Below are 23,513 nucleotides of genomic sequence, written 5' to 3'. Positions count from 1 at the left end.
TGTCTATTGCACAGTTAAGAATATTTAAGCGGGATCATAAAAAAGCGGTCAATAGTCCTTCCGACCATTGACCGCCATCTAAATTAACGCTCTCAATATATTATACGCTCAGAAAGCTGAGATATTGTGATTAAAGCTTTTCTATTTCTTCGGCTGATAGTTTAGTGAATTTTAGAATAAGCTCTAGTGTTGACCATCGGCTTTCATTTCGCGTGCAATTTCCAAGGCTTTATTGCGTTCGCCTCTTGCCTCGCCACTTTCCCTGGCTTCAGTCATCACTGCTGCGTTGTCCCATTTTCTTTTCAATGCTTCGTCGTACATGTCTTGTTCCTCCTTACTTAGTTTTGTGTACTCTGCTATGTTGTAGAGTAGTTCGAAGATGGTTTTTTCCAGTCCGTTTGGAAGGCTGGCCATATTCTGCAGATTTTTCAAATGGTAGAACCATTTGTCTAACTTGCTGCTGCACTGCTCCAACGTCAATGCAAAATTAGTTAAATCTATGTAGGTATAGCCCAGATGTTCGTAAAATATTTCACCTGTTGACCTGTAACATAAGCAAATATCGTGCAGGTGACGGCCATCGGAGATCAGTTTATCTGCGGTGTTATTGTTTTCCTTCTGATCCATGATGGCTACGAAGTACACTTCGGAGATGTTGTATGCCCATTCCTTCACTTTTCCTTTTGGTGCCTGTTCGCTGATGAGCCTGGACGTGTAAAAGATGCTGCGCTTCTTGAAATTACTGGGTTTGCTGTGCTGTATCTCGATCAGAAATTTTTCGCCCTTGTCGCCTGTGCAGAGCAGATCGAAGATGGCTGTGCCTTCTTCCTGGTTGTCGCCATGATGTTCGTTTTTGTTGTAGATGAGGTCTACGATGACCTTTCTGTCCTCGAATATGGTGTTGAGCAGATCGATGAGGACTGCTTTATTGGTGTCAGTACCAAAGATTTTCTTGAAAGAGAAGTCGACCAGCAGATCGACGTAACGGTTTTTATCCATAAACAATTGAATTGGTTAGGACGAATAGAGCCAGATTTTGAGAGACTGGCTAAATGTGAGATGGATTTAACCGTTGATTCTATGACTAAGTTTAAATTGATACCAAAACGGTTAATCATCTCCAACAATTTATCCAACCGGCAACATACCGGTGTCGCGACCCTGTCGCCACCATGTCTCAGGATGTAAATGGATTTCTCTATATTTTACCTAAGCATCAAAAAGGACTAGACGCCCCAGTCTTTGCCCAGGCTGTGGCGGATTACCTGTTTCATTTGCTCGATGAATTTACCCACAAGCTCATTACGAAGAAGGAAACAAGAACCCGATTGGTGCTGTTTAGTTGATAATATGCATCAATATGGAAAATAGCGAAAACATCATTCTGACGCCAGCAGCTTTGGCCAGGTTACTGAAAACAGAATTCCCGGAGATCAGCGAGGTAGAGGGGCTGGAGGACAGGTTTGACTACCGGATCAAGATCGATTATCCTGATAATGCCGCGAATCTGGTGAAGTCCATGGACGCTTACCTGAAAGACCTCATCCTACGGCATGGGGATGTTGCGGAAACCTATTATTTCCACATCCAGCGGGAAGGGGAGACCCTGGATAAACTGGTCTACAACGATCCTGATCATTGCATCCGGCTGGAGATCCAGATAGATGGTGTAGACAGGCAGTTGCGGATCATCAATCTGGTTCATGCAGATCAGTTTTCCGTTTATGATGAAGACTTTAACCTGATCGGGGATTTGTACAACGATGAAGGAAGCCGCTTTTTTGATCCAAAAATCAACTGGAAAACCAACATCCCAGGTTTTGAACCATATGTGGAACTGATTGTTCTAACCCTGCGCGATAGTTTTGAAGAAGAATCGGGTGAAGTAACAATCAATGTAGATGTCAATGATCCGGATGACCTGTCATTCTGGACTGCCCAATTTGCGATCAGTGAAGGGGAGCTTAAAGCCGCCATAGAAATGGTCGGCCCGGATGTGGATGCACTGACTGCATATTTGCAGAAATAGGTAGGATGCCGGTGATCCTGCATAAATCTGATGAATATGTATGGCTGGATAAAAAGCATTCGGTTGATTAACTGCTTGCACTTTGCGTGCCTTTCCCGAAGGAAAAGATGCACCGGTATAGGGTGAGTAAGAAAGTGAATAAGGTCTCAACCAAGAAGAACCCTAACAAGGGGATAAACCTAACCCTACCGCTCAATACGGATGAAGAGCCCAGGAAAACTTTGCCACCGACAGAACCGGGTCAGTTATTTTGAATTCCGGAATTGTTAAAATAAGTTAAATAGCTGGTTTAAAGTCACTTCGTTGCTAACTTGCAGTTAATGGACTTTTACCTCTCACTCAGACTTACCCTCGTACTCATCGTTGGCTCCATGGGTTGTTGCCTTGGTCAAAGTGCCAAAATTATCCGTGGCGTTATTGTGCAGTATGGTACAAAAGCCAGAATAGAAGAGGTAACAGTCAGTAACCAGCGAAGCGGCCAGCGGGTATCGTCAGACAAACTGGGCTTATTTGAAATCATCTGTAAAATAGGGGATACCTTAATGATTGAACGAATTGGTTATCAGGACCTGAAAGTTGCAATTCAAAACCATGCTGACTTGACCATACCTCTTAAACCCTCCAATCGTCTGAAAGAGGTGAAGATCAGCGGTCAGCTTGCTTCACAGCAATTCCGGGATATCAGCACAGCATATAGCAAGGAAAAAGGTGTATTTTATGGAGGAAAGCCACCACTTAAGCTGCTGTCGCCTTTCGGGGGCAGTCCCGTCACTTTTTTTTATGAACTTTTTGGCAAGGATGCGCGCCGTGTCAAACGTTTGAACCAGCTCGCTAAACAAGCCGCTGAAGCGGAAGAAATAGGCAAATACTTTAACGACCTGATCATTCGTAATGCTGTGCCGATAGATAGTAACCAGCTGGAACCGTACAAACTGATGTATACCCCAAAACTGGATCAGCTTAAGAAGTGGTCTTCATATGAGCTTGCAAATTACATTAGAAGCTCATATGAAGAATTCCAGAAAAAATAGGTAATCATTTCTGTTGAAATAGTTTATGTAGTTTTGACAAAAGATAAACGAATAATAACCGTTTATCTTATTGATATTTTACAATGGATATTCAAGTAGCACTAAGAGAGCTATCGAATGACCCACTTGCTATTGACTGGCCTTTTGAAGACTATAAGCCGTTCTTCCTGTTCGATAAGGAAATAACCCTGGCGCATTTGGTCATTGGTACTTAGCTTCACATCCTTCAGGCTATGCGTTTTGGGATTTGAAATTTCAGTTCGTATATTCATGAAAATAAAAAGTTATGAAAAGGACTTTTATCATAGTGACTTTATTACTATTTGTAGGTGTTGTCAAGTCAGCGTTTTATGATTTCAGAAAAGTTACCTTTGCAGGTATTCATTTGAACAACGCAGAGACTCTTTCTGAAAAGATTAATAAATTGAAAAGTAATGGCATTCGTGATCTTTTTACCTTTAGAATCCATAATGACGGTGCATCTCATGTGATTATTTTGGGTGGATGCTCTAGCAATATCACTAAATTTTTAGTTTGGTTTACTGATAGGAAAACGTACGTTCAAGCCTTTGATGAATGTTATACCTATAATCCGAAAGAGATTGATGCTACTGAGCTTTTTAATTTGTATACGAAAAATTCTGCTTTAATTATTAAAGAAAATGTGCTTCCAGCATTGGCCAAAGGTTCACATATGGATATCTTTACGTTCGAAATCTTGGATCGAGATACGTTAGTAAAAAAGCAATTCGATTATGAATATGATTTGGACTCTCCGAAATTTTTTCCAGATGCCTACTCCACACCCGAGTACAAGAAAGCTCTAGGGATCTATAAAGCGAATATTCAGACAAATCTTAGTAAGTTGCTTCCCTTGATGATTAAGGCTCGAATTCAGTATTACAAGAATTTGGAATCCGATAAAATCCAGAAAGTTAGTGGAGGTTTATAAGAATAAGTCAATTAATGTCCATGATTCCTTGTCTTGATCTAACCATTTGTCTTCTTATTGGGGGTTTCGCCAATAGTGTCCAGTATTCGACGAAGTAAACTGTTCGCTTAATTCGTTTTAAATTAGCCACCTGGATTCAATCAAAGTGTTCGTTTGGTTTAATTTCCGCTTATTTTAAGGACTTTAGTAAGCTAGCAGTATGTCTATATGATTTACCAGCGTTCGCCTGATTTGGAAAGTCCTGGCGTGCATTCCTAAACAAACCAATTCCAGCGACCAAGCAGTATCGGCAAGCCGAGCAACAGGTCGGAATTGAGCATCATAACGTCCGACCAGCATGGCTTAGTGACTGGCTAGAAATTTATAAAGTGAATTACTTGGACTTATGAATTTGGGATAGGTCAATTTGAATTGCAAAAAGGTACTGGGCAGTTTGACCCGAAAAGGGGCGATCAGTATTACCGAAACCTACACTTTACATCTGTATCTGTTTTATGTGCGCAGTACCGGTGATGAAATCAGTACTACGCAGTATTTGGGATTGTTCCCTGCCTCGCAATGACGTGTAGCCTATTTAAATACCAGGGTTTTGGCCAGCTCAATCTCTCTTGGGCTAATGGTATGTGGTCTGCCAGTAAAGACCTTACTGCTTACATTGGCATTCATTTTTTTCAAAATGCCTTCGCTCATTTCTACACGGCGGACGGGGACATGCGGATCAGGATCGCCAGTGGTGATCAGTACCGGTGTCTGTTTGAAATCGCCCTTGTAATTGTTCAGGTTGATCTCTTTGCCGATCAATCCGCCTGTGAAGGCAACTACACCCCCATATTGCTGTGCATTTCTGCTGACATATTCCAGCGTGAGACAGGCGCCCTGAGAGAAGCCTACAAAATAGATCTGCTCAGCCGGGATGCCAGCAAGGGTGATGTCCTCGACAAGCGATTTCAGTACACTCAAGGCCGAGTCCAGCGAGGGCTGGTTTTCTGCTACCGGAGCCATGAAGCTATAGGGATACCAGCTATGGTTGGTCGCCTGTGGGGCGAATAAAGCGGCATCTTCCAGGTTCAGGTGTTTGGCCAACCCTAGTATGTCTTCCGCAGAAGCACCGCGGCCGTGTAAGAAAATCACTGCTTTTTTAGCATCAGCTGCCGGCACCCCGGCAGTGATGATTTGTTTATCGTGTGTGTACATCTTAGATCAGTTTAGGTAAAACAGCCTCAATTTTTGCCCTTGAGCTTTCATACTGCTGTGGCAATTTCAAATTGGTACCCAATTCCTCCAGAGCTTCGTCTACGGTAAATCCGGGATTGTCGGTCGCGATCTCAAACAATACGCCTCCTGGTTCCCTGAAATATAAGGAGTAGAAGTAGTTTCTGTCGATTTTTTCAGTGATGTGTAAGCCCATGGCCAGCGCCCTGTCCCTATACTGCAACAGGGTTTCTTCATCTTTTACCCTGAAGGCGACATGGTGTACAGAACCTCCGGCTACATGACCTACTGCTTCACCTGGTGCCTCTACTAAATCTACAATTGCAGCATAAGCCACCGTATCGGTCTGGTACCTGTAGCGGTTTACCTCAGTAGCTTTCAGCTCGTAGCCCAACAATTCGGTAAGCACTTTTTCTGTCAGCTCTTTTTTATTGGTGGTAATGGTGATGTGGTGAAAACCATATACGGCATTTGCTTCGCTGATCTCTGAGGTAGTCCATTGTTTCCTGGTATCTGTTTCTACTTCTGTGAGCTCAAATTTCAAACCATCAGGATCCAGGAAGGTCAGGTATTTCTGTCCGAATTTCTCTGCGGTTTTATTGTAGATCACGTTGTTTTTCTCTAAACGCTCCTGCCAAAAGGCCAAACTGCCTGCTGGTACACTATAGCCGATTTCAGTGGCTTGTCTGGATCCTCTTCTGCCTGTTTGTATGCCTTCCCATGGGAAAAATGTCAAGATGGTGCCAGGGTTTCCCTGCTCGTCGCCATAATAAAAGTGATAGGTATTCGGATCGTCGAAATTGACCGTTTTTTTAACCAACCTTAATCCCAAAATCCTTGTATAGAAATCGTAGTTTCTTTTGGCATTACCTGCGATTGCAGTGATGTGGTGTATTCCTAAAATTTGTGTTTCCATGACTTATTTGTTTAATGACAATACAAATGTACAGGGCTGTACATTCATAAATCTTACCATAGAATAAGAAATGAAAGGGGGGCTAAAAATCTTTGTTCAGCAGCTTTTCCAATTCGCCAAAAGAGACATTCATGCGTACACGGCCCTGCTTGGCATAGGCAATTTCGCCGGTTTCTTCTGAAATAATGACCGCTACGGCATCTGTAGTTTCCGATACACCGATGCCGGCACGGTGACGCAGGCCGAACTGCGGAGGCAGTTTGTCGTTGTCTGTCAGGGGAAGGATACAGCTCGCACTCTTGATCTTGTTCTCTGCGATGACTACGGCACCGTCGTGTAGCGGACTGTTTTTCTGAAATATACTTTCGAGCAGTCGCTTGGAGATTTTGGAGTCGATGACCTCGCAGCTGTTGGCAAACAACTGGTCATCGTAAAATTTGACGAATACCATTAATGCGCCTGTGCGGGATTTCTTCATGCTCTTGCAGGCATCTATGATGGGTTTGATGCGAACAAGATTGTCACGTTCGATATTCTTACTGCCGAAGAGGTAGCCCCACCAGGCTTTATTCTGCTGTAAGAACGTATTTTTGCCAATGAGCAGCAGGAAACGCCGGATCTCCGGTTGGAAAATAACAATCAGGGCAATGATCCCGACACTCATGAACTTCTCGATGATGGTAGTGAGCAGTTCCATATGAAGCTGTTTCACCACAAACCAGATGATCATGATGATGAGCATCCCCAGGAGCAGGTTGACCGCAAGGGTATTCTTGATCAGGTTGTAGATGTAATAGATGAGGAGCGCCACAAATATAATGTCGACCACATCAGTTACGGTTATTTTCAGGAAATCAAAATCAAAGCCATTCATCTATGCCAAGGTAAGGATTTTTATACATTCTACCGCTTCCCTTACATCATGCACCCTCAATATAGCAGCACCTTTTTGCAAGGCCAGTGTGTTCAGCACAGTCGTTCCGTTTAGTGCGGCTTCAGGCGTGGTGTCCAGGAGTTTATAGATCATCGATTTTCTGGAAATGCCGACCAGCATGGGCAAGCCAATCACCTGCAGATTGTCCATTTGACGGAATAGTTCGTAGTTCTGTTCCAGGGTTTTGGCAAAGCCAAATCCGGGATCTATGATGATGTCTTTGACGCCCAGTTTTTTCAATGCAGTTACTTTTGCAGCAAAATAACTGACCACTTCCATGCCGATGTCCTGGTATTGCGTATGTTGCTGCATGGTCTGGGGTGTTCCTTTCATGTGCATGATGACATAAGGAACCTGGAGTTCTGCCACGGTTTCGAACATGGCTTCGTCCATACTGCCTGCAGAGATGTCGTTGATCATATGTGCTCCTGCAAGGATAGCTTCTTTTGCAACGCGGGCCCGGAAAGTGTCGATGGAAAGGATGGCTTCCGGTAACTTTTTTGTGATGGCTTCGATGACTAGAAGCAGTCTTTGCAGCTCCTCATCAGGGCTCAGTTCTGCTGCTCCCGGACGGGAAGAATACGCGCCGATGTCTATAAACTTTGCCCCATCGTTTAAAAAGCCTTCTGCCCTGCGTAAAGCATCATCTACAGTGTTGCTCCGGCTTCCGGCATAGAAGGAATCAGGAGTGATATTGAGGATTGCCATCACCGCGGGAACTGCCAGATCAAGGAGCTTGCCTTTCAGGTTTACTGTAGTCTTTCCGTTTAAAAATGTATCTTTAGCCATTGTTTGAGTACAAACTTAGATAAATGTTCTATATAAATTAATATTCTTTTGGCAACAAATACTTCACAGGAATACGATTCAGTTATAGCGGTTTGCAAATCGCTTTTTTTAAAGAAAACCAATGACTACGGCACGGCCTGGCGCATCCTGAGACCAGCTTCGATTACCGATCAGATCTTCATCAAGGCACAGCGGATTCGTACACTGGAGGAGAAAAAAGTCTCTAAAGTAGGGGAGGATGTGACTTCAGAATACATCGGCATCATCAATTACTGCATCATCGGTATGATCCAGCTGGAAATGGGGCCCGACGAACCCAATGAACTGGATCCTGCCCGCGTACAGGCCTTGTTTGAGGAAAAAGCGACAGCCACCAAAGAACTGATGTTTGCTAAAAACCACGACTATGGTGAGGCCTGGAGAGACATGCGCATTAGCTCCCTGACCGACCTGATCCTGATGAAGATTTTAAGGGTGAAACAGATCGAAGACAACGAGGGACAGACGCTGGCTTCGGAAGGCATAGATGCCAATTACCAGGACATGCTGAACTATTCGGTTTTTGCACTGATTAAACTAGGACTGAAATAGAAACGAGGAACATGAAAAAAAGCTTACTTAACTTTTCAAGAATATTTGTTGGGGTCCTGTTTATTTTTTCAGGACTGATCAAGGCCAATGATCCGCTGGGATTTGGCTATAAACTGCAGGAGTACTTCGAAGTATTCCATATGGATTTTCTGAGTGGCTGGGCTACGGGTATTGCGATCCTGCTCTGCGTGCTGGAGATTGTGTTTGGCGCCTTATTGCTTTTTGGTTTTTGGCGCAAACAAGTGACTGCCGGTCTGTTGCTGGTCATCATCTTCTTTACATTCCTGACTTTCGTATCGGCTGCTTTCAAGGTGGTGACCTCATGCGGCTGTTTTGGTGATGCCATTCCTTTGACGCCCTGGCAGTCCTTCTCCAAAGATCTGGTCCTGCTGGCACTGATCGTCTACTTGTTTAAATATAAAGAAGGCATACATCCGGTTACAGAAAACAAGGGCTGGCAAAATGCTTTATTGTTTATTGTGCTCGCGGGTTCAATGGCTTTTAGTCAATATACCTACAGCCGCCTGCCTGTACTGGATTTCCTGCCTTACAAGGTGGGTGCAAACCTACCGGAACTTATGACCATCCCTCCAGGGGCCGTGCCTGATGAATACCAGATCATGTACAACCTGAAGCACAAAGAGACTGGTGAAAAAAAGGTCATGAGTGATAAGGATTACCTGAAAACCGAGATCTGGAAAGACGACAACTGGGAGATTATAGGCACGCCGGAAAGTAAGCTGGTAAAAGAAGGCTATAAACCAAAGATCAAAGACCTGCTCATCACTGATGCCTCCGGTACAGATTATACCAAGGAACTGATTGAAAATCCTTACTACAACCTGGTGGTAGTGGCTTATAACCTTAAAGAAACGAATGATGATGGCATGGCCAAAATCAATGCTTTGGCGCTGAATGCAACGGAGCAATTCAACATCAGGCCGGTATTGCTGACTTCCAACTCTGCCCAGGACGCAGATGCTTACAGCAAACGCATGAAGCTGTTTATGGAGATCTTTTATGCCGATGCCGTTCCCCTTAAAAGTATGGTCAGGGCGAATCCGGGTGTATTGCTCCTGAAGAATGGAGTAGTGATCAATAAATGGCATTACAATAGTGTACCTTCCATAGATGAACTGGCGAAGGAATATTTTGCTAAATAGAAAATATGCTGCAATATGCCCTTAAAAAACTCCTGTATGGATTTGCCGTAATGGCGGGGGTGGTTGTGGTGGTCTTTCTCTTATTTAATATTTTACCGGGAGATCCGGCAAGGATGACCCTTGGTCAACGCTCCGATGTACAGTCGCTGGAAGCTGTTCGCAAGGAGTTTGGACTGGATAGGTCGAGGCCTGTACAGTTCTTGCTCTACATGAATGATCTTTCGCCCCTGGCGCTGCATGAAAACAACGCGGAGGCGGCTGAAAAATACTACTATGTACGTCTGATTCCCCTGGGCGCTGATGCTCTGGTGTTGAAATGGCCTTATTTGAGGCGTTCCTATCAAACGAAAAGGGATGTAACGACCATTTTGGCAGAAACAGTGCCCAATACATTTGTCCTGGCTTTTACAGCGATCATTTTCGCTACACTAATCGGCGTATTTTTGGGCGTACTTTCTGCAGTCAACAAAGACACCTGGATTGATAAATCGGCGAATGCTTTTGCCATATTGGGCATCTCTGCGCCATCCTTTTTCGCGGGCATCATCATCGCCTGGTTGTTCGGTTTTGTGCTGAGCGATTATACCGGACTAAGTATGTCTGGCAGCCTCTACAGCTACGACCCCTTTGAGGGAGAGGTTATGACCTGGAAAAACCTCTGGTTGCCCATGGTTACCCTTGGGCTCCGTCCCTTGGCCATCATCGTGCAACTGACCAGAAGTGCCATGCTGGATGTACTGGCACAGGATTACATCCGCACGGCGAGGGCAAAGGGCCTGAGCAGGAATGCAATCATTTACAAACATGCCCTGCGAAATGCCCTAAACCCGGTCATCACTGCGATCTCCGGCTGGTTTGCTTCGCTACTTGCAGGCTCTTTCTTTGTAGAATACATTTTTGGCTACAATGGGCTCGGGCGAACCACTGTAACAGCTTTAGAGATGTCTGACTTTCCCGTAGTGATGGGTGCTATTCTTTTTATCGCCTTTGTATTCGTAATTATTAATATTTTAGTGGATGTATTATACGCCTTTGTAGATCCAAGGGTAAAACTGGCTTAAACAATGAAGATATTCCTGATCGGATTTATGGGTTGCGGTAAAAGCACACTGGGTAAAAAACTGGCGGCTAAAATGGCTTATGATTTTATAGACCTGGACCATCAGCTGGAAAAGGAAGTGGGAACTACAGTAGGACGTTATTTCGCCGAGCACGGAGAAGCTGCATTCAGGGAGCAGGAAAGGAAAACCCTGCAGAACTATGCGTATCCAGCTAATGTAGTGGTGGCTACCGGGGGTGGTGCGCCCTGCTATTTCGACAATATGGACTGGATGAATGAAAATGGCACAACGGTTTACATTTCACTTTCTCCTCTAGCCCTGGCCAAACGCCTGGAAAACGGTAAGGATAAGCGTCCCCTGCTGAAAGATCTGGATGAAGCGCAGATGGTCTCCTTTATCGAAGGGAAACTGGCTGAGCGGGAGGATTTCTATCAGCGTGCGACAATAATAGCCAATGGCATCAGCCTGACTGCCGATACCTTACGTGCGCAACTGCTTGCCGAAGGCTGAGTAGTTACCTGTAGATGCGCTGTTTCTTTTTCATGGCCTGATCTACAGAATAAGGTCCTGAGCCAACTACCCAAAACAATACCAACAGAAAGAGGACGATGATCGATAACCAGAGTTCTGAATTCAGTGCCGAGAAGCCTTGTGCAAGGTTGACAAACAATACGGCACAAAGCAGGATCGGGATCTGGATCACCACAGCAAAACGGGTAACCAGGCCAATGGCGATCAGAATACCTCCAACCAAATGTACAAAGCCTACAATATGTATGGCTACACTGGCCATCATGCCGGAAAAGCCAAATACATTGTTTTGCAGCAACAGGTTTTGCAGGACTTCGGTATTGCTGACGATAGCAATACCCTTACTGAAAATGAGAATCCCTAATACGATCCGGACTACATCTAGCCATTTGGCATGGTGCACATCTCCCCAGTGTTCAATTTTTTGAATGACAGTCATAATGATGCCTCCTATTTTTATATTGGTCATATTAAAGCTAATGAAAATCCAGAAGAATATCAATAGCAATATGCTGACAATAAATAGCTTATAACTCCTGCCAGGAAATATCAGTCTGCTTTTGGAGGATGGAAGAAAATTCAGTACGTGGCGGAAGGTTCAGGTAGGGATAGGTTACCTTTGAGAGGTAGAGCCCCTGCGGATGTGCGGGCGTGATGAGTTCTGGTGTGGTATTGGTATATAGGTAATTTTCAAATTCATCCACACTCAGCTGGCCTTTGCCGATCTTCAGTAGTTGCCCCATGATGATTCGAATCATCTTGCTGAGGAAGCGATTGGAAGAAATCTGGAAGCGCAATCGATCTCCGGTCTGGTCCACAGCCAGCGAAGCCGACATGACATTGCAAATGGTATGCTCATATTTATCCGGACTGGTGCAAAACGCACGGAAGTCTTTGTATTTCGGTAAGATGGCTGCTGCGGCTTTCATCCGATCGTAGTTTAGCCCATCTAGCAGGTAAAAGGAACTCAGACCGTTTAGGAAGGGGTCTTTGTAGGTATGGAGAAAATAATCATAAGAACGCAATACGGCATCAAACCGGGCATGTGGCTGTCCTTCCATAGGAAGGATGTCGAAGACAGCAATGTTCGGGGGAAGGATCTTGTTGAGCCTGAACATCAGGTCGAAATCCCAGTCCTGTTCAATGTCCATATGGAAGAAGAACTGACTGGCATGGACATGTGCATCCGTTCTCCCGCAACCATTGATAAAGACTTCTGTTTTGAGGGCCTGGCTCAGGAATTTTTCGATGACACCCTGCACGTTCATCACCCCTGGCTGTTTCTGCCAGCCGTTGTACTGGAGGCCATTATAGCCGATATGTACAAAATACCTCATGCTATTTCTTTCCCGCTCTTTTATTCAGTTCCTCAATGGGCATCACCATCATGCGCCCAACTGGATTTTTACCCCTGTAAGTGATTACCTTTAACGTGTTTGCATCCTTGGGCGGTATGATCTTTTCTGTGTACTTCGGATAAAAACGATCCGGGAAGGAATTGTCGAAACTGTAATAAATGTCCAGGCCTTCGACTTCTGTGCTGAGCTCTACCAGGAGCTGGCGGTCGGCCGAACGGCTTACGCTGAATATTGGATCGTATGCACTAGGCGCATATTTGGTTTCTGCGACATCCAGCCTTTTGAAATGCTGTTCTACGCGGGCAAAGAAGTTGTTCCAGTTTTTCTTTTCTGCCGGTGACCATACTGACTCTGCAATCGCCATTCCCCTCGGCCAGGTCATATATTCCGCCTGACGGATGTTGTAGACCTGCTCGGTCCAGAGGTTGGCCTGTCCGCCTTTGATGTATTTTGGGTCTACACCGGCGGGTATCGGGTCAAATTCATAAGATTTGCTCAGTCTGAGTGAAGCATATACTTTAGGTTCGGTGATGACATCTGCCTGCATGTAATCCAGATAGGCATAGGTAGTAGGGCTCATCACCACTTCGTGTTTTTTCTTAGCAGCTTCTGTGCCGTATTTCATCCCTCTCCAACTCATGACAGCAGCACTCGGAGACATGTCGCCGTCCAGGATTTCATCCCATCCCATGAATTTCTTGCCTTTGGACTCTACGATCTTTTGTACACGCTTTTCGAAATAGCCTTGTACCTGGTGCATATTCTTTAGGTTTTCCTTTTTCATCAGGGCCTTGATCGCATCGCTCTTTTCCCAGAAATTGAAAGGTGCTTCGTCACCGCCCATGTGGATGTAATCAAATGGAAACAACTGTGCAACCTGCGTGATAATGGTATCCAGGTAACTGTAAACAAGTTCATTGGCAGGGCATAAGGTATTGTCGACCAAGGCTGTTGGAGGTGCACCCCTCGACCAGTCCATGATGCGTTCTCCCGAACGGACTCGGTAGTTTGCTGCGGCAGGAGTGCAGGAAAGTTCCGGGTAGGAAGCGATAAAGGCCAGGCTATGTCCGGGAACGTCAATTTCCGGCAAGATGTTTACGAATCTTTCTTTCGCATATTGTACCAATTCTTTGATGTCTTCCTGTGTGTAAAAACCACCATAAGTGCGTGGTTCTTCAGGTGATGGGGGACTAAAATTACCGAATTCACCTACCTTTTTTACGCTCCAGGCACCCACCTCTGTCAACTTCGGCAAGCCTTTGATCTCGATCCTCCAGCCTTCATCATCTGCCAGATGAAGGTGCAGGATGTTGTATTTATAGCGAACCATAGCATCGATGTATTGCTTTACTTCGGCCTTGGTAAAAAAATGCCGAGCCACATCAAACATCAGGCCTCTCCAACCTACACGGGGATAATCGGTGATGTCTACGCAGGGGGCGGTCCATTCGATAGTTTCTATCAATTCTTTGCTTTCGATTTCCTTTGGAAACAGCTGGATGAGACTTTGCACGCCGTAAAATAAACCTGCAGGTTTATTGGCTTTGATAGTGACCTGAGCAGGGCTAACACTGAGCTGATAACCCTCAGCACCCAATATGGGATTGACTTTGTCATTCAGGATCAGCTTGATGCTGGCATTACTGTTTGCGGTACTGACGACTGAGACAAAGCTGCCGGTAGGAATAGATAATCTTTCCTGAAGAAAAGTGATGACCTGCTTCAGTTCGGCACCACCGACGGCCTGAATCACAATATTTTCCGGAAGGATGAAATGCCCCTCGTTTTTCATCAGGGAGACAGGTTCTGGAATGATGGCTATTTCCGGGACAGGATTAGGCGTTAAGGGTTTAGTGATGATGCTGTTTTCAAAAACAGCGGTCTGACTAAAACTTGGTTGGGCCAGCAGGCCAAGGCTTAGAAGCAGGAAGTATCTTTTCATAAAGCTGCAATTTACCAATTCTTATTTTAATGCGTCGAGTGCACGGAACAACTTTTTGTTGATACCACTGCCCGAGTAATTATTGATGTTGATCACGATGACATATTTACGGCCGGAGGGATCTGTATAATATCCTGCAAAAGCAGAAACGTCGTTGATGGTGCCGCTTTTTAGACGCATGCCATTATTTTCGGGAAGGGAATCGTAGCAGTCGGCAAACCATGGTTCTTTTTGAGCCTGGAATAAGATGCTGGCCATGGCTGCGCTGGTGACGCGGGTACCTGGCGACAGGCCACTCCCATCCAGTATATTCAATGCGTTACGGTCAATGCCTTTCGCAGCCCAATAGTTGATCACCACTGCCGCTCCATTTTTGGTGCTGGCTTCTCTACCCGACTTCCAGGCGAGTGTTTTGAGCAGGTGCTCACCATATAAGTTTACACTTTTTTTATTGAACCAATAGATGATCTGGCTTAGGCTTGGGGAACTGATGGTGCTGATTTTTTTGGCCAGGGGAGGCAAAGTCTTCTTTTCTGCAATCAGTTGTCTGCCACTGACGGCCGCTTGTGTGGCCGGGATTCCAATTCTTTTTAGGGTATCCTGCAAGCGGAATGCGGCATCAAATGCGGGGTCGGGCAATGCTGCGGATATCCCTGATTTTGAAATGCCCAGTGCCCAGGTGCCACGTAGATAGGCCGTATTCCCCAGAGGTGGAAGATAAGCGTAAACCCGGTCGCCCGTTCCTTCTGCACCCGCCTTTAGTTCATTGACGATCGCCAGATAAGGCATCTCCGGAACGGCTTTCAATACAGTGACATCAGCTGTGGACCGGTTGGCCCGCAGGTGCAGGTCAAATTGATTTTCCCGCCAGCTGAGCGCAGAAGCACCTGCACCGTAATAATTGCCAATGTCCTGCCAGATCCATCCGTCCGGTGTAAGCTGGGAAGCCCATGCGGTGTCGTCGCCAATTACTCCACCCTCAATCTTTTTAATGCCTGCTTCCCGGATGGCTTTCGTCCATTGATTCAGTACAAATCCTTCCTTGGTATTGGCATACCTCCATGACCCTAAGGTGGGGTCGCCACCACCTACAATGATCAGGTTGCCTTTCAGCGTACCATCGGCAGTAATGGTTCCACTATAAGCCAAAGTGGTTTGGTACTGGAAGTCTTTACCCAGCAGGCTAAATGCTGTTGCAGAAGTAATGGTTTTTAAGGTCGATGCCGTTGCTACACCGATGTTTTCGTTTTTCGCAAACAGGGTTTTTCCTGTATTTGCATCCAGTACGCAGATGGAAGTAATGGCGTATTTGGCCTGGGGATCTGCTACCAGGGTTTGGAAAGATTGTTCCAGTTTCTGTATGGGAGTCTGTGCAAATGAGATCGCCGCGTTTAGAAGAAGGAGTAGCAATAGCGGAATTTTTTTTAGCATATGTTTGGCAATCGGGTTTAAATAAAACGGTCGTCACCCCAGGTTTATTTCAGGGATGACGACCGTGATACTATTTGAATCTAGTTGATGACAGTTCTATATCAGTTCTTTGCTGACCAAATATTCTGCGATCTGAACGGTATTGGTTGCTGCGCCCTTACGCAGGTTGTCAGCCACGATCCACATGTTCAGTGTGTTAGGTAGTGATTCATCACGTCTGATCCGGCCCACAAATACTTCATCTTTTTCATGAGCATCCATTGGCATTGGGTATTTCAGGTTGGCGATATCATCTACAACGATGACACCTGGAGTTCTTTCCAGAATTTCTCTTACTTCAGCCACATCGTACTCGCTTTCAAATTCGATATTGACCGACTCAGAGTGCCCACCCATGACAGGGATACGCACGGTTGTCGCTGTTACTCTGATGCTGTCGTCGCCCATGATCTTACGGGTTTCCAGGATCATTTTCATCTCTTCTTTGGTATAGCCGTTTTCTGTGAAAACATCAATCTGAGGGATTACATTCAGGTCGATGGGGTAGGCATATGCCATAGGACCATCAGTGATGCCCTTGCGTTCGTTCATCAGTTGTTCTACTGCTTTCACACCGGTTCCGGTTACGGACTGGTAAGTAGAAACGACAACGCGTTTGATCCTGTATTTATCGTGAAGTGGTTTTAAGGCCACAACCATTTGAATTGTTGAACAGTTCGGGTTGGCAATAATCTTATCATCTATTGACAAGGTATGACCATTAACCTCCGGTACTACCAATTTTTTTGAAGGATCCATTCTCCATGCAGAAGAATTGTCAATCACTGTGGTGCCTGCCTCAGCAAAGCGTGGGGCAAATTCCAGAGAGGTACTACCACCAGCAGAAAACAAGGCAATATCCGGTCTCATCGAAATGGCAGTCTCCATGTTTACAACAGCAAACTTCTTACCCTTGAAGCTGATTTCCTTGCCAACGCTCTTTTCAGAAGCTACAGGGATCAATTCGGTCAATGGGAAGTTACGCTCTTCTAATACTTTTAACATCACGGTACCTACCAGTCCGGTGGCACCTACTACTGCAATTTTCATGTTTTCTTTAATTGTTTGTTTTACTTATTTGTTCTTAATTATTTAATATGGTGTATTTTATGGTGAATAGTAAGTTCCGCAAAGATGCAGATTATTTCAGTCATAAAAAAAGGGGAGTGGCTTTTTGTAAACCACTCCCCCTGTTATCTTTAAGATGATATCTTAGATCAGTTCGCGATTTACATAATCGAAGCTTTGCTTAATGCTCACAAAAGGATCCTTAGCGAAGTTCTCTTGTTCCACAATCAGGTGCTTTAGTCCAGCCAGCTTAGCTTCCTTATAGATTGCCTTGAAATCGATGGTTCCGGTACCAACTTCAGTATTGATTCCGTTATTTACCTTATCCATATCTTTAACGTGCCATAATGGGAAACGGCCAGAATGCTTAGCAAACAGATCCTGGGGCTTATTGCCGGATCTGACTACCCAGTACAGGTCCATTTCGAACAAGACATTTTTCTTGTCGGTTTCTGCCAGTAAGATGTCATAACCTGTGGTGTCACCGTATTTCACAAACTCGAAATCGTGGTTGTGATAAGCAGTTTGCAGGCCTGATTTTTTAGCCAGTTCGGCGATGACATTCAGTCTTGCCGCTACTTTTTTGAAATCATCAGCACTGTTTCTTAAGGATCCGTCCAGGTAAGGGCAAATGAAATACTTCATGCCGATGGCAGCAGCGCCTTCGATCAAGGGTTTGATTTCATCAACATTTCCACTACGGATAAAGCCGTCCATACCAAAGTGTCCGCTTGGTGCTTTCAGCCCATTTTCGTCCAGGAGCGCTTTGAATGCTTTTGCATTCAGCCCCCAGTAGCCGCCGTCAGCTGAATATCCGTATGTTTCTACTTCTTTATATCCAGCGCCAGCAACTTTGGCGATCACACCTTTGACGTCTTTAGGCAATTCATTTCTTAGGGTATACAACTGGATGCCTACTGCTTTTCCTTTCGCCGGACTAAAGGCAAAAGAAGGCAGTAATGCTGCTCCGGCGGCAGCAAGGCCTGCTTGTTTTAAAAAATCTCTTCTTGAGTTCATATGATTCGAATGTTATACGTCACAAATTTTCACTGCATCGCTCAGCGATTTCAGTTTGTCCTTATACCTCGGAATAAATTCCTGGGCAAGATAACCTTTAAATCCTGTAGCTACAATGGCTTTAACAATTGCCGGGTAATTGAGCTCCTGCGTATCGTCTATTTCCGCTCTGCCCGGTACACCGGCAGTATGGTAATGCGAGATGTATTGGTGATAGGTTTTGATGGTGGTGATGACATCCCCTTCATCGATCTGCATGTGATAGATGTCATACAGCAACTTGAAGTTTTCAGATCCCAGCCTTTTGCAAAGTTCTGCACCCCAGGCGGTATGGTCACATTGATAATCCTTATGGTTCAGTTTGCTGTTCAATAGCTCCATGACCAAAACCACACCATGTTTTTCGGCCAGGGGCAAGATCTGCTTTAAGCCGTCCACACAGTTTTTTAGTCCGGTTTCATCATCTTTTCCCCTCCGGTTTCCGCTGAAACAGATCAATTGCTTGTATCCGGCTTCGGCTACTTTGGGGATCATCTCTGAGTAGTTTTTGAGGAGTCGCTCGTGGTATTTCGGTTCATTCCATCCTTCAGTCAGGCTGATTTCTGCACCATTGCACATGGAAGAATCGATTCCATGTTTTTTTAAGGTAGCCCAGTCGGCCGGACCAACCAGATCAATGGCTTTGATGCCTATTTTCTTTGCCTCAATACAAAGGGTGTCCAAATCAATGTCTTTAAAACACCAACGGCATACGGCATGATTTACATTTCCTTTTAACATGCTTGATTGTTGTGGATCTAAAGCAAAAGAAGGCAAGGTTGCCGACACGCCTAAAGCGGCAGTCCCGGCAACGATTGTTTTTAATGCAGATCTTCTACTTAATTCTGTTTTCATAACTATTGCTTAATGGCCACCTTCTACCGCAATCTTCTTTTTGTCAGTAAAGAATACAGCAAAAAGTAAGAACACCACGAATGCAATACCAGAAGGAATGATCCAGATCATTTTCCAGTCAAATGCGCCATCTGCAGTTTTATAGCTGTCGGTAATCATACCTGCAACTTCAAAGCCGATAAGCATACCCACACCGTAGGTAGCCAGGGTAATCAGTCCCTGAGCAGCACTTTTATACTTTTCACCAGCCGCGGCATTGGTGTAGATTTGACCAGATACGAAGAAAAAGTCATAGCAGATACCATGCAGGGCGATGCCGATGATGAGCATGAAGCTCAGGTCACTGGCATTTCCATAGGCAAATAATGCATAACGAACACCCCATGCGAGCATGCCAACCAAGATGGTTTTTTTGAAACCAAAACGGGTAAAGAATACTGGTAAAAGCAATAGGAACAACACCTCTGAAATCTGACCTATGGTCATCTTTCCTGTTGGATTATCCAAGCCTACGCTATGTAGGAAGGGGTGTGCATTCTGATAGTAAAACGCCAATGGAATACAGATCAGGATAGAAGAAATGAAGAAAACAGCGAAGTTTTTGTCTTTTAGCAGTTTCAAGGCATCTAATCCCAGGATATCTGTGATTTTAAGTTTTTCACCGGTAGCTCCCTTTGGTGGAGTTTTAGGCAGCATGAAGCTGAACAGGCCTAGTACAGCAGAGGCGATACCGCCCATTGCAAATGTATTTTTAAGCATTCCTGCTGCAGTGTTCTCTGCCGTATCCCAGTGGAATACATAACTGATGATCAAACCAGCTGCGATCCAGCCAAGAGTTCCGAATACCCTGATGGTAGAGAATTCTTTCTCAGGATCCTTCATTTGGTTAAAAGAAACTGAGTTTACCAATGCGAGCGTAGGCATAAACAGGATCATGTAACCCAATACATATGGATAAAATACAGAGATGTCTGTTGCATTGTACATCTGATACATCAAAATGGCGCCAATGATGTGCAGTACACCCAGGATGCGCTCTGCATTGAAATACCTGTCGGCAATCAATCCAATGATAAACGGAGCAACAATAGCTCCCCAGGACTGGGTAGAAAATACGGAGCCAGTCTCTGCTCCGGTCGCCTTCAGGTTATTTCCAAGGAAAGTACCTAAGGTAACAAACCATGATCCCCAGATGAAAAATTCCAGGAACATCATGAATGATAGTTTGATGCGGTTGTTTGAGTTCATATTCGGTTTTTGATTAATCCCTAAATGTATAAATTACAGTTCTTTAATCATAATGTTCCGATACCAAACATCATCTCCGTGATCCTGAAGTGCAATCTTTCCGCTTTTGAATGTGCCCCAGTCTTTCCAGCCTTTGAATTTACTTTGGTTGATCAAAGCTGTCCAGTTGTCGTCCCACAGTGTAGTAGAAACTACTTTTACTCCGTTTAGGTATTGTTCCAGTTTACCATCTTTGCTGATGATTTCTGCAGTATTCCATTCACCAACCGCCTTTACCGGCTCTGAAGTACTTTTAATAACGTCATAAAGATCGCCTGCACGGTGTTTAGGATATTGTCCGTCCGGGTGACCTTCATTGTCAATTACCTGCATCTCTAATCCAGTACTATAAGTTGCACCATACTTGGCTTTATCTTCATGTACATAATAGATGAGACCACTGTTAGCTTTCGGAGAAACTTTCCAGTCATATTTCAAATGGAAGTTGCTGTATTCTTTATCTGTTACCAGGTCACCGCCACCATCTTGTGGACCTTTCGAATCCAGCCATAGTGCACCGTCCTGGATTTTCCACTTGCCGCCGGCAGTAGTTTTTCCATATGTATGCCATCCTGTAGTCGTTTTACCATCAAATATTTTGGTAAAACCTTTTGATCCGGTTTGGCTTTTTGTACTGCTGCAGCCAACCATCGCTGTAATTGCCAATGCAGATAAGGCTGAGAAAAGGTATTGTTTCATTTGTATGTGTTTAATTGTTTTTTAAGTATTTAAATTCCAAGTGTCCAGCCTTTGCGGTATTCACGTTTTACGAATTGATTGACGTCATCCAGGTTGGTTACTTTCATCTGGTCATTGTCCCAAAGTAATTTGATGTTTCTGCCCGGATAAGAGATTTTACCTTCGGCATTTTTACGTTGTACATCCACACCACGAATGGCCAGGTTGGCCATCAGTAAAGCTTCGGTGAGTGGTCCGGCAATTTCAAAAGGTGAACTTACTTCCTGTTTACCATAACCTGCAATTGCAGCTTCTATCCATTGCTTATAATGACCGTTTGCTCCACCAGATACCCTTGCGAATTTCTGTGCTACTTTAATGTCCTTGTTACGGCTCAATGGCAACAGTTTAGGATTAGCACTATAGGTTTCCGACATCATTTTGCCCTTTGTTCCGATAAATAAGGTTCCATTGCCACCGTCACCAAAGGTTTCGTTTGCTTGTAATTCCTCTGGCCTTTCAGGTTGGATACCACCGTCCATCCAGTGAACAGTTACATCGCCTTTTGTCTTATTGGTTTTGGGGAATTTCAGGGTAACGTGGCTTGAAGGAGGACAACTGTCCGGGAAATAACCCCTCTTGAATTCATCTACGTAAACAGAACCTACACTTGCCTGCACTTCGCTTGCATATTTTAGGTTCAGCACACTAAAAGGAGCTTCAAGCAGGTGACAACCCATATCGCCTAATGCACCAGTCCCATAATCCCACCAGCCTCTCCAGTTGAAGGGAACAAGTTTACTGACATAATCTTTATAAGGAGCTGTACCTAACCAAAGGTCCCAGTCCAGATCGGCAGGAACCTGGGCTTTGTTAGCAGACCATGGAATACCCTGCGGCCAGACCGGACGGTCAGTCCATGCATATACAGTATGTACGTCGCCGATCAAGCCTGCATCGTACCATTCCTTCATTTGCCTTGGCCCATCATTGGATGCGCCCTGGTTTCCCATTTGAGTGACTACTTTATATTTCTTAGCCGCAGCGGTCAAGGCTCGGGCTTCATAAATGTCGTGAGTTAAAGGTTTTTGCACATAAACATGTTTACCCAATTGCATTGCAGCGAGGGTTTGCACAGCGTGGTTATGATCCGGAGTAGAAACCGATACTGCATCAAAGTTCTTCGATTCCTTATCAAACATTTCGCGCCAGTCTTTATAGTACTTTGCTTTTGGGAATGCTTTTACACTTTGTGCCGCTCTTGAATCGTGCACATCACAAAGAAAGGCAATCTCTGCTTTTCCACTATCGTAAAAGGATTTGATGTCAGATTGTCCTTTGCCACCCACACCAATACCAGCGATTACCAGCTTGTCACTGGGGGCCAGAAATCCTTTTCCACCCAGCACATGACGTGGAACGATCATGAATGCTGAGGCTGCAACTGCTGTTGTTTTTAAGAAACTACGTCTTGATGTAGCTGATTGGTCTTTTTTTACTTCTTCCATGGTTCTTGGTAAGGTTAATTTGGTACTAAGATATACCTAATATCTTATTGTTGAAATCATCATTGCCACCTGAAGCTGCAAAATCGTCGAATGCTTTATCAGTAACCTTGATGATGTTCTTTTTGATGAATTCTGCACCTTCGGCAGCACCTACCTGTGCATCTTTAATGCAGCATTCCCATTCCATTACTGCCCAGCCCTGGTAATCGTATTGGGCAAGTTTGCTGAAAATGGTTTTGAAGTCTACCTGGCCATCTCCGGGCGAGCGGTAGCGGCCAGCACGGTTTGCCCAGCTTTGGTAACCACCGAAAGTGCCTTGTCTACCCGTCGAATTGAATTCAGAGTCCTTCACGTGGAATGCCTTAATGCGTTCGTGGTAAAAATCGATATACTGGATGTAATCCAGTTGCTGTAATACAAAGTGTGAAGGATCATATAACAAACATGCACGAGGGTGATTGTTCACTTTTTCCAGGAACATCTCATAAGTAATGCCGTCAAAAAGATCTTCACCGGGGTGAATTTCATAGCATACGTCGACACCGCAATTGTCAAATTCGTTGAGGATTGGCATCCACCGTCTCGCCAGTTCCGTAAAACCGGCATCAACCAGTCCTTCCGGGCGCTGAGGCCAGGGGTGGAACATGTGCCAGAGCAAGGATCCACTGAAGGTGGCGTGTGCATTTAAACCCAGGTTTTGGGATGCTTTGGCGGCATATTTTAATTGCTGTACCGCCCATTCTGTACGTGCTTTGGGATTGTTCTTATATTGATCTGGGGCAAAAGCATCAAAGGCCAGGTCGTAAGCCGGGTTAACGGCTACGAGTTGTCCTTGTAAATGTGTAGATAGTTCTGTGATTTCCAGTCCATAAGATGCAATTTTCCCCTTCAGCTCGTCTGCATAAGTTTTGCTTTCAGCAGCCTTTTGCAGATCGATAAACCTTGCGTCCAGTGTAGGCATCTGAATGCCTTTGAAACCGAGTCCCGCAGCCCATTCGCAGATGCTGTCCAAAGAGTTGAAAGGAGCTTCATCGCCGATAAACTGTGCGAGGAAAACTCCAGGTCCTTTCATTGTTGTCATG

The 23,513-nt window shown here is 44.9% G+C and carries 24 protein-coding genes; 7 read left to right on the top strand and 17 right to left on the bottom strand.

The window, feature by feature from the left end; translation table 11 throughout:
- Positions 1-183 precede the first annotated feature (183 nt).
- The gene (locus WAE59_RS24320; RefSeq protein WP_337858609.1) at positions 184-999 is read right to left on the bottom strand and encodes an Rpn family recombination-promoting nuclease/putative transposase; all 816 of its coding nucleotides are present in this window, start codon (positions 997-999) and stop codon (positions 184-186) included.
- Positions 1,000-1,360: 361 nt separating this feature from the next.
- Here WAE59_RS24320 and WAE59_RS24315 point away from each other — a divergent pair, with 361 nt between their 5' ends.
- Complete coding sequence (locus tag WAE59_RS24315) at positions 1,361-2,029, top strand: DUF3606 domain-containing protein (protein WP_337858608.1); 669 nt, start codon at positions 1,361-1,363, stop codon at positions 2,027-2,029.
- Positions 2,030-2,349: 320 nt separating this feature from the next.
- Positions 2,350-3,060 carry a hypothetical protein gene (locus WAE59_RS24310; RefSeq protein ID WP_337858607.1) on the top strand — a complete coding sequence of 237 codons (711 nt, stop codon included), beginning with the start codon at positions 2,350-2,352 and terminating at the stop codon, positions 3,058-3,060.
- Positions 3,061-3,170: 110 nt separating this feature from the next.
- Here the strand turns inward: WAE59_RS24310 and WAE59_RS24305 are convergent, their stop codons facing one another.
- Positions 3,171-3,332 (bottom strand): hypothetical protein, encoded by a 162-nt coding sequence (locus tag WAE59_RS24305; RefSeq protein ID WP_337858606.1) that lies wholly within the window; start codon positions 3,330-3,332, stop codon positions 3,171-3,173.
- 14 nt (positions 3,333-3,346) lie between these two features.
- On the opposite strand from WAE59_RS24305, the gene WAE59_RS24300 reads away from it, so the two are divergent.
- Positions 3,347-4,012: a hypothetical protein gene (locus WAE59_RS24300; protein ID WP_337858605.1), complete on the top strand. Its 666-nt coding sequence runs from the start codon at positions 3,347-3,349 to the stop codon at positions 4,010-4,012.
- A 570-nt stretch (positions 4,013-4,582) separates the two neighbouring features.
- Here WAE59_RS24300 and WAE59_RS24295 read toward each other — a convergent pair.
- From WAE59_RS24295 to folP, 4 genes are all read right to left on the bottom strand, one after another.
- Positions 4,583-5,206, bottom strand: coding sequence for an alpha/beta hydrolase (locus WAE59_RS24295; protein WP_337858604.1), 624 nt, complete (start codon positions 5,204-5,206; stop codon positions 4,583-4,585).
- A gap of 1 nt (position 5,207) precedes the next feature.
- On the bottom strand, positions 5,208-6,140 hold the full coding sequence (locus WAE59_RS24290) for a ring-cleaving dioxygenase (protein ID WP_337858603.1): 933 nt from the start codon (positions 6,138-6,140) through the stop codon (positions 5,208-5,210).
- Between the two features lie 82 nt (positions 6,141-6,222).
- Positions 6,223-7,014: a diadenylate cyclase CdaA gene (cdaA, locus tag WAE59_RS24285; RefSeq protein ID WP_337858602.1), complete on the bottom strand. Its 792-nt coding sequence runs from the start codon at positions 7,012-7,014 to the stop codon at positions 6,223-6,225.
- Complete coding sequence (gene folP / locus WAE59_RS24280; protein ID WP_337858601.1) at positions 7,015-7,863, bottom strand: dihydropteroate synthase; 849 nt, start codon at positions 7,861-7,863, stop codon at positions 7,015-7,017.
- Positions 7,864-7,911: 48 nt separating this feature from the next.
- Between folP and WAE59_RS24275 the strand changes: the two genes are divergently transcribed.
- The 4 genes from WAE59_RS24275 to WAE59_RS24260 are packed head-to-tail and all read left to right on the top strand — an operon-like array spanning position 7,912 to position 11,188.
- Positions 7,912-8,454, top strand: a complete 543-nt coding sequence (locus WAE59_RS24275) for a DUF1599 domain-containing protein (protein ID WP_337858600.1) — start codon at positions 7,912-7,914, stop codon at positions 8,452-8,454.
- Between the two features lie 11 nt (positions 8,455-8,465).
- Positions 8,466-9,617, top strand: coding sequence for a BT_3928 family protein (locus tag WAE59_RS24270; RefSeq protein ID WP_337858599.1), 1,152 nt, complete (start codon positions 8,466-8,468; stop codon positions 9,615-9,617).
- Positions 9,618-9,622: 5 nt separating this feature from the next.
- Entirely contained in the window at positions 9,623-10,678 is a 1,056-nt protein-coding gene (locus WAE59_RS24265; RefSeq protein ID WP_337858598.1) for an ABC transporter permease, read from the top strand.
- Positions 10,679-10,681: 3 nt separating this feature from the next.
- Positions 10,682-11,188 (top strand): shikimate kinase, encoded by a 507-nt coding sequence (locus WAE59_RS24260; protein ID WP_337858597.1) that lies wholly within the window; start codon positions 10,682-10,684, stop codon positions 11,186-11,188.
- 4 nt (positions 11,189-11,192) lie between these two features.
- Here the strand turns inward: WAE59_RS24260 and WAE59_RS24255 are convergent, their stop codons facing one another.
- The 11 genes from WAE59_RS24255 to WAE59_RS24205 all read right to left on the bottom strand — a co-directional run bounded on the left by WAE59_RS24255 (position 11,193) and on the right by WAE59_RS24205 (position 23,512).
- On the bottom strand, positions 11,193-11,678 hold the full coding sequence (locus WAE59_RS24255; protein ID WP_443147271.1) for a DoxX family protein: 486 nt from the start codon (positions 11,676-11,678) through the stop codon (positions 11,193-11,195).
- 58 nt (positions 11,679-11,736) lie between these two features.
- Entirely contained in the window at positions 11,737-12,546 is an 810-nt protein-coding gene (gene truA / locus WAE59_RS24250; protein ID WP_337858596.1) for a tRNA pseudouridine(38-40) synthase TruA, read from the bottom strand.
- Position 12,547: 1 nt separating this feature from the next.
- Positions 12,548-14,509 carry a beta-N-acetylhexosaminidase gene (locus WAE59_RS24245; protein ID WP_337858595.1) on the bottom strand — a complete coding sequence of 654 codons (1,962 nt, stop codon included), beginning with the start codon at positions 14,507-14,509 and terminating at the stop codon, positions 12,548-12,550.
- Between the two features lie 21 nt (positions 14,510-14,530).
- Positions 14,531-15,940 (bottom strand): D-alanyl-D-alanine carboxypeptidase/D-alanyl-D-alanine endopeptidase, encoded by a 1,410-nt coding sequence (dacB, locus tag WAE59_RS24240; protein ID WP_337858594.1) that lies wholly within the window; start codon positions 15,938-15,940, stop codon positions 14,531-14,533.
- A gap of 96 nt (positions 15,941-16,036) precedes the next feature.
- The gene (locus tag WAE59_RS24235) at positions 16,037-17,029 is read right to left on the bottom strand and encodes an aspartate-semialdehyde dehydrogenase (protein WP_337858593.1); all 993 of its coding nucleotides are present in this window, start codon (positions 17,027-17,029) and stop codon (positions 16,037-16,039) included.
- A 162-nt stretch (positions 17,030-17,191) separates the two neighbouring features.
- On the bottom strand, positions 17,192-18,064 hold the full coding sequence (locus WAE59_RS24230; protein ID WP_337858592.1) for a sugar phosphate isomerase/epimerase family protein: 873 nt from the start codon (positions 18,062-18,064) through the stop codon (positions 17,192-17,194).
- A 12-nt stretch (positions 18,065-18,076) separates the two neighbouring features.
- Complete coding sequence (locus WAE59_RS24225; protein WP_337858591.1) at positions 18,077-18,958, bottom strand: hydroxypyruvate isomerase family protein; 882 nt, start codon at positions 18,956-18,958, stop codon at positions 18,077-18,079.
- 9 nt (positions 18,959-18,967) lie between these two features.
- Entirely contained in the window at positions 18,968-20,206 is a 1,239-nt protein-coding gene (locus WAE59_RS24220; RefSeq protein ID WP_337858590.1) for a nucleoside permease, read from the bottom strand.
- A gap of 33 nt (positions 20,207-20,239) precedes the next feature.
- Positions 20,240-20,944 (bottom strand): 3-keto-disaccharide hydrolase, encoded by a 705-nt coding sequence (locus tag WAE59_RS24215; RefSeq protein ID WP_337858589.1) that lies wholly within the window; start codon positions 20,942-20,944, stop codon positions 20,240-20,242.
- A 29-nt stretch (positions 20,945-20,973) separates the two neighbouring features.
- Positions 20,974-22,431 (bottom strand): Gfo/Idh/MocA family protein, encoded by a 1,458-nt coding sequence (locus WAE59_RS24210; RefSeq protein WP_337858588.1) that lies wholly within the window; start codon positions 22,429-22,431, stop codon positions 20,974-20,976.
- A 25-nt stretch (positions 22,432-22,456) separates the two neighbouring features.
- A complete protein-coding gene (locus WAE59_RS24205) occupies positions 22,457-23,512 on the bottom strand; it encodes a sugar phosphate isomerase/epimerase family protein (RefSeq protein WP_337858587.1) in 1,056 nt (351 codons plus the stop codon).
- Position 23,513 lies beyond the last annotated feature (1 nt).

Source organism: Pedobacter sp. GR22-6 (genome assembly GCF_037402555.1).
Lineage (GTDB): Bacteria > Bacteroidota > Bacteroidia > Sphingobacteriales > Sphingobacteriaceae > Pedobacter.
This window is presented reverse-complemented; position numbering and strand designations above follow the sequence as displayed.